The organism is Streptomyces sp., from assembly GCF_036566765.1.
GTDB lineage: Bacteria > Actinomycetota > Actinomycetes > Streptomycetales > Streptomycetaceae > Streptomyces.
Genome location: NZ_DATCVQ010000099.1, coordinates 1 through 5337 on the forward strand (window position 1 = coordinate 1; position 5337 = coordinate 5337).

Below are 5337 nucleotides of genomic sequence, written 5' to 3' on the forward strand. Positions count from 1 at the left end.
TGTCCCGGCCCACAACCCGCACTGGGACGACGGAGTAACGATCGCCGACCCGGAGGGCTACCGTCTCGTGCTGTGCTCCCGCACCTGGACCTGAGTAGAGAGCGGCGGATGGTAAGCGCAGCCAGAGCCGGATCGCGGCGACGCTGACAGTGCCGTGCCAGACGCACAACGCCCGCTCCCCTCCCCGGTCGTGGGTGGGCGCGGCTTCAGCCGGGCCCACTCGCCGTTCATCAATCTCCCCGTCGTCCCATGCTCGTGGCGCCGACCCGGACCCAAAGGCGGTCACTTGACCGCCGGACAGGGCCTATTCACCTCACCGCTGCCGCCCCCCAACCACTCACCCGATCGAAAGAACAACATGAACCTCACCGGCCGCCGCGTGGTCATCACCGGGGCGGGCCGCGACTTCGGCCGCGCGCTCGCCCACCACTTCGCCGGCCTCGGCGCCGAACTCTTCCTCGCCGCACGCAGCCTGCAAGCGGCCGAACGCCCCCGCAGCGAGATTCGCGACCGGGCCACGACCGCGTGCACGCCTTCGCCTGTGATCTCGCCGACCCCGCCTCGATCCGTGAGTTCGCCGCGGCGGTCGGCCGCCGCACCGACCACGTCGACGTGCTCGTGAACAACGGTGCCCTCTGACTGGAGGGCCCGGACCTCTTCTCGGTCTCCGACGAGGACGTGGCCGACACGGTCGCCTCGGGCAGCACCGGCACCATACTCGTGACGAAGAACCTCTTGCCGCTGCTTCTCGCCTCCGACCACCCCGACGTGGTGACGATGGTCTCCGTCTGCGGTGTTCCCGGAGCCCAGCACCCCGTGGCGCACGAGGCCTACTACGCGGCCAAGCACGGCCAGAGGGGCTTCACCGAAGCGCTCTCGCGCCGTCTGCGTCCCCAGGGTGTCCGGGTGATCTCCCTGTTCCCGCCGGACTTCGACAGCGGCCGTGACCCGCTGTCCCCGGAGTGGGACGCCACACCGCGCGGAGCTCAGGACCCGCTCGCGGCACAGTCTGTGATCGACTGCATCACCTTCGCGATCCGGCAGCCGCGCGACTGCTACATCAATGCCTTCCACTTCGAGTCCCTCAACCCCTCCGCCACGGCCGGCAGCACGTCGCCGCTCTGAGCAGCCCTGCCCTGTCCCCAGAACTTGGCTTCGTGGCACCGGATTCGTGTGAACGTTGCGCCCATCATGAACATCACCAAACCGAGGGCAGCCAGCGGCACCACAACCGGTGCGATGTCGAGCACAGCGGGCAGGACCAGCGCCACCGTAGCCAGGACCTCAAGGATCCGATGGCCTTGCCTTCTGGGGTGTCGCGTGGCCCCGCTCCGCATGCAGCAGTCAGACCGGCTGACGTCGGATTCGGCCCGGTCAGCGAGCCCCCCTTTTCGCCCGCACCGACGCAGCATCGGCGATCGCTGACGTCCAGTCCAGCTCGCCCCTGACACCAAGCTCGTCCAGCACCGCCCGGTGCAGCCGCCGCCACAGCCCGGCCTCGGTCCACGCGGTGAGCCGACGGTGCGCCGTGGCCGGCGAGACACCGAACGACTCGGGCAGACACCGCCACGCGCACCCGCTCGTCAGCACGTACACCACGGCAGTGAACACAGCCCGCTCGTCCACCGGAGCAGTACCCCCGCCCTGCGGACGGGACGTGAACCCCGGCAACAACGGAGCTGTCAGCTCCCACAGTTCGTCCGGAACCAGCCGACGCGACAGATCAACCCTCACGGTGCAGCATCACGCTCCATCCCCGAAACGCCACGTGAGACATCCTCTAAGAACTCCTAACGAAATGATCTTCGATGCGGTCGGATCGCTCCGCGACCGAGGATCTGGGCGTAGCGACACGGAATCGTCCCCATCACCCGCTCGGAAGTGGTGTCCCGAAGACGGCCAGGTCGTCCGTCACCCTGAGGCCCGGCGGCGGCGAAGGCTCGGTCCGACACATGCGCTGCCGAGCGGCAACGAGCCGCTGGATCCTGCCTGGCGTCCCATCGCCCCTGAACGCGACGGATTCGAAGCGCGTGGCGTCGTAACGGCACCGTGGCCGGATGATCGGACATTATCGTGATCAGCGGTTTGCAAGGCAGTGGGCCGGCCCAGCGCTGGCCCGGGTCGTCACGGGAAGAACCTCTCCGGGCGGAAGTCCGCAAGCATCTCATCTCTCTTCCCGCTCAGGATCTCCGCGGCGAGCAGCCCGCCGATGACCGGCCCGAGCGTGATTCCGCTGTGGGTAACGGCCTCGTAGTAGCCCGGCACAGAGGGTAGGGCTCCCACCGAGGGGAATCCGTCGGCTGGGATGGGCCGGTTGGATACCCGTGTCTGGGTGATGCGGGAGTTGCCGAGCTCGGGAATGACGCGTCGTGCCGATTCGTGGAGTAGCCGTGCGAGTTCCGCTGGATCTTTGCCGGTGTCGATGAGTGCGTCGATCTCGCGGCTGTGGAGAGCCACCGAAGTGTCTCCGTCAGGACGGATCTCAATGTGAGGCGCGTGTATGGGGCGGTGAACCGGGACCTGAGCACACTCGATCCGTGTGACAGCGCCGGGTTCCCAGCGCATCGGCAGATGCCGTCCGACGAGCCCGGCGACGTGGGAGGCGCTGGGGCCCGCTGCGTTCACGACGACGTCGACGTCGAGATGGCTCCCATCGGACAGAACGACTGTCCGAATGGCCCCGTCGGCACGGGTGCCGATGTCACGGACCGCAGTGCCGAATCGGTGCTCGGCGCCGGCTGCGACAGCCAGGCCGACCAGGCGGCCGACGAGATGACGTCCGTGCACCCAGGCTTCGTCGGGATAGAACACGACCGGAACCTCGTCGGGCACGGCGAGAGCAGGTTCGAGGCGGCGGCGTACCTCGGCCCCCGTGCACACCTCGACCCGGTAGTCCCAGCCGGCCAGCAGCTCGGCTGTTTCCAGGAGCTTCGCCTCCGCCGCCGGATCGTCTGCCCAGCCCAGGTGGCCGCGGGGATGCCACCACGAGTCCGGCCCGATGGTTCTGGCGAGCTCTTGGTAAGCCGCCATGCTCGCGACGTTCAGGTCGAAGTAGGACTTGCGCACAGTCTTGTTGCTGGCGTTGACCCACGAGAAAGACCAGTTGGTGACGCCTTCGCCCGGCTGACCCGCGTCGATGAAGACCACCTTGACGCCGTGCCGAGTCAGGTTCCAGCCCACACTGGATCCGAGGATGCCCACTCCGATGACAGCAACACGTTCAGGCCGCTTCATGGATCCGATCCGCACGAACGCCCTCTCCCCAGATCACGGGCATTGCAAACTCCCACCGCCAGCACGCGGCGCCCGACGGAACCCACTACGTGAGGCTGACCTTATGGAACAGCCTGTCTTACCCCCGGAAGCCCGCGTGCTGAACCTGCTGGACGTGCTTCCCGACGGCTTCATCCCACTGTCGAGGGTGACGCTCACGCGAAGATGGGAGGCAAGCCAACCAGCTCCTTGACCGTGCTCCTCGGTCAGGTAAGGGCTACCAGGGCCAGCTGTGACAGGCGTCGCCAGCAGATGAGTGCGCATCCCAGCGTGAGGAAGGCTTCGTGGATGTCGTCGCGGATCTCCCAGCGGATCCGCAACCGGCGGAACCAGTGCAGGTGGGCGAAGGCGCGCTCGACAACCCAGCGTTGAGTGCCGAGACCTGAGCCATGTTCGGTGCCGCGTCGCGCGACCAGTGGCTTCACGCCGAGCGCGCGGACGAGGGCTGGGTGCCCAAGGAGCAGGACAGCGACTGGACCTACTGCTACACCTACGACAGGCTCTGACCGATCCGATCCGATCCGATCCGGTCCGGTCCGGTCCGGTCCGCTCCGGCCAGGTGAGCCGCCGGCACCGCATGGCGCCCGAGGAATCCGGGCCTGCGGACGACGTGCGCGAAGGTAGCCGGGACCTGCGGCACGGTGAAGCCGACCGGGACCTCGTTCTTACGAACGGCGGCCTCACCACCCCGGGACTGCTTCGTCCAGGACGTCTGATCCACTGAACCGTGATCTCCACCCACCGGCAGCCAGCGCCGGGCTGACCCTCCGGCAGGGCCCTGCCAGCCTCCAGATTCGACCAGTCTTCCGTCCCGCCACCGGCATTCGGACGAATCGAGGAACGGGGAGATCGCCCACCTCGAACACCGAACCAGCGCGGCAACCCGAGGCAGCCAGCTCTGGTGTGGGCAGACAGTCAAGGGGCGAAGCCCCCGTCACCACCAGAGCCCCGTCGCTCTGACGCCGACCCGCCAGCGGCGGCGTGACCCACCCGACCTGCCGCGTGCTCTGGTCGAGTGGGTCACGATGCTCATCGTCACCCGCGAGGGTGGCCGGCGCTGCAAGCTTCCGCCGCACCGGCGTGCGCTGGTCGCCCTGGTGTACCTGCGCCGTCACGACACCCTCGCCCGCATCGCGGCCGGCTTCGGAGTTTCCGTCGGCACCGCCCACGCGCCCCCCGTCGGCTTGGATCGGGGGCGCGGTGCATCGAGGCAAGGCGCCCCGCAGTTAGCTACTCTCGCGGGGTCGGGCGGAGCCGGTCAGCGCCACTGCTGCCAGACGCCGCAGTTGCAGCCGATGACCCGCAGGCCGTAGGTCCGGCTGTCGTCCAGGCACATCCCGGTGGACTTGTTGCGGAAGAAGACGTTGCCGCTGTTGTTCCACACTTCCCACTTGAAGTCGTTGTTGTTCCACTCGCACGGTGCGGCCTGGGCACCGCCCCACCAGGTCTGGAAAACGCAGTCGGCGGTGGCACGGTTCTGCACCATGGCGTAGCCGTTCCCATCGCCCCATAAGTTCCACTGCTGCCACACGTCGTCGCGCTCAAGCCGCACCGCGTCCGCCGCGTCCTGTCCGTGGTCAGGCGCGTTCCTGGATGTGCAGCGGCTCGAAGTGCCAGATGAGGTCGCCGATGTAGCTGAACCAGTCCTGGTGCCAGCCGGGCGGGGCGTCGAACCCGGCGAGCAGCGGCCCGTAGCGGTATCTCGTGTCGTCCTCCAGGCGCGGCCGCGGACCTCCTGGCCGTCAGGGGAGCGGGAGGCCCTCGGCCGTTCGGCGCGCGGTGCGGTCCTGCTGCCATTGCTGGGCCGCCTGCAGCATGGCCTGTCCGACGTGCTGGAAGAAGTCGCCGATGTCGTTGAGCCGGGCGCCGGCGGGTGAGGTGGTGCCGAGGGTGTCCGCTCCGGTGTGGGCGAAGTCGGCCAGCGCGGCGTTCTGGCGGGCGCTGGCCATCCAGCCGCGGAACCATGCGTCTGCGTCGATGACGTAGCGTTCACGACGCCGGCGGGGGTCGCGTTCGCGGCGAATGAGTTCCTGCTCCTCGAGCTGGCCGATGGCCTTGGAGACC

Annotated in this window: 4 protein-coding genes and 5 pseudogenes; 3 read left to right on the forward strand and 6 right to left on the reverse strand. The window is 68.3% G+C overall.

Annotated features, from left to right (window positions below; all coding sequences use genetic code 11):
• Both VIU94_RS05530 and VIU94_RS05535 read left to right on the forward strand, forming a co-directional pair.
• Positions 1-94, forward strand: a pseudogene (locus VIU94_RS05530) (VOC family protein); the annotation flags it as partial.
• 264 nt (positions 95-358) lie between these two features.
• A pseudogene (locus VIU94_RS05535) lies at positions 359-1125 on the forward strand (SDR family oxidoreductase).
• Here the strand turns inward: VIU94_RS05535 and VIU94_RS05540 are convergent.
• From VIU94_RS05540 to VIU94_RS05555, 4 genes and pseudogenes are all read right to left on the reverse strand, one after another.
• Complete coding sequence (locus VIU94_RS05540; protein ID WP_331908143.1) at positions 1056-1412, reverse strand: DoxX family protein; 357 nt, start codon at positions 1410-1412, stop codon at positions 1056-1058. The pseudogene VIU94_RS05535 and the gene VIU94_RS05540 sit on opposite strands and share 70 nt — an antisense overlap.
• Positions 1375-1734, reverse strand: coding sequence for a transposase (locus tag VIU94_RS05545; RefSeq protein ID WP_331908145.1), 360 nt, complete (start codon positions 1732-1734; stop codon positions 1375-1377). The genes VIU94_RS05540 and VIU94_RS05545 overlap by 38 nt, the downstream gene beginning before the upstream one ends.
• Before the next feature lie 390 nt (positions 1735-2124).
• On the reverse strand, positions 2125-3249 hold the full coding sequence (locus tag VIU94_RS05550; protein ID WP_331908147.1) for an NAD(P)/FAD-dependent oxidoreductase: 1125 nt from the start codon (positions 3247-3249) through the stop codon (positions 2125-2127).
• Positions 3250-3479: 230 nt separating this feature from the next.
• Positions 3480-3704, reverse strand: a pseudogene (locus VIU94_RS05555) (transposase); the annotation flags it as partial.
• Between the two features lie 594 nt (positions 3705-4298).
• On the opposite strand from VIU94_RS05555, the pseudogene VIU94_RS05560 reads away from it, so the two are divergent.
• Positions 4299-4445: pseudogene (locus VIU94_RS05560) on the forward strand (transposase family protein); the annotation flags it as partial.
• A gap of 86 nt (positions 4446-4531) precedes the next feature.
• Here the strand turns inward: VIU94_RS05560 and VIU94_RS05565 are convergent.
• The gene (locus VIU94_RS05565; protein ID WP_331908149.1) at positions 4532-4825 is read right to left on the reverse strand and encodes an RICIN domain-containing protein; all 294 of its coding nucleotides are present in this window, start codon (positions 4823-4825) and stop codon (positions 4532-4534) included.
• A 190-nt stretch (positions 4826-5015) separates the two neighbouring features.
• Positions 5016-5337, reverse strand: a pseudogene (locus VIU94_RS05570) (MarR family transcriptional regulator); the annotation flags it as partial.